The organism is Arthrobacter sp. 05L421 (genome assembly GCF_056397785.1).
This window is the reverse complement of sequence record NZ_JBFTOC010000080.1, coordinates 1-384: the sequence shown is the minus strand read 5'-3', so window position 1 is coordinate 384 and position 384 is coordinate 1. Positions and strand designations below refer to the sequence as shown.

Sequence of the window (384 nt, the reverse complement as noted above, 5' to 3'; positions counted from 1 at the left end):
GATCGGCTCGTTGTAGACCGTGAGGTAGTACATCACGTTCCGCGACGGGTCGTTGTCGGCCGGGCCGGGACCGTACATCCGGTTGAGACCGTCGCGCATGATGACGCCGATCTCGTAGCCGTATGCCGGGTCGTAGGTGATGACGGCAGGGTTGGTSGCSGCRAGSATGGGGGAGTGCCCGTCCGCGTGCTGCAGGCCTTCGCCGGTCAGCGTGGTGCGGCCTGCGGTKGCGCCGATGATGAACCCGCGGGTCATCTGGTCGGCTGCTGCCCAGAAGGAATCGCCGGTGCGCTGGAACCCGAACATCGAGTAGAAGACGTAGACCGGGATGAGCGGTTCGCCGTGGGTGGCGTAGGACGTTCCGGCGGCGGTGAAGGCTGCCAC

General features: G+C 66.2%; 1 pseudogene. It reads right to left on the bottom strand.

The window, feature by feature from the left end:
• Nucleotides 1-384: pseudogene (locus tag AC1DKQ_RS22490) on the bottom strand (pyruvate dehydrogenase (acetyl-transferring), homodimeric type); the annotation flags it as partial.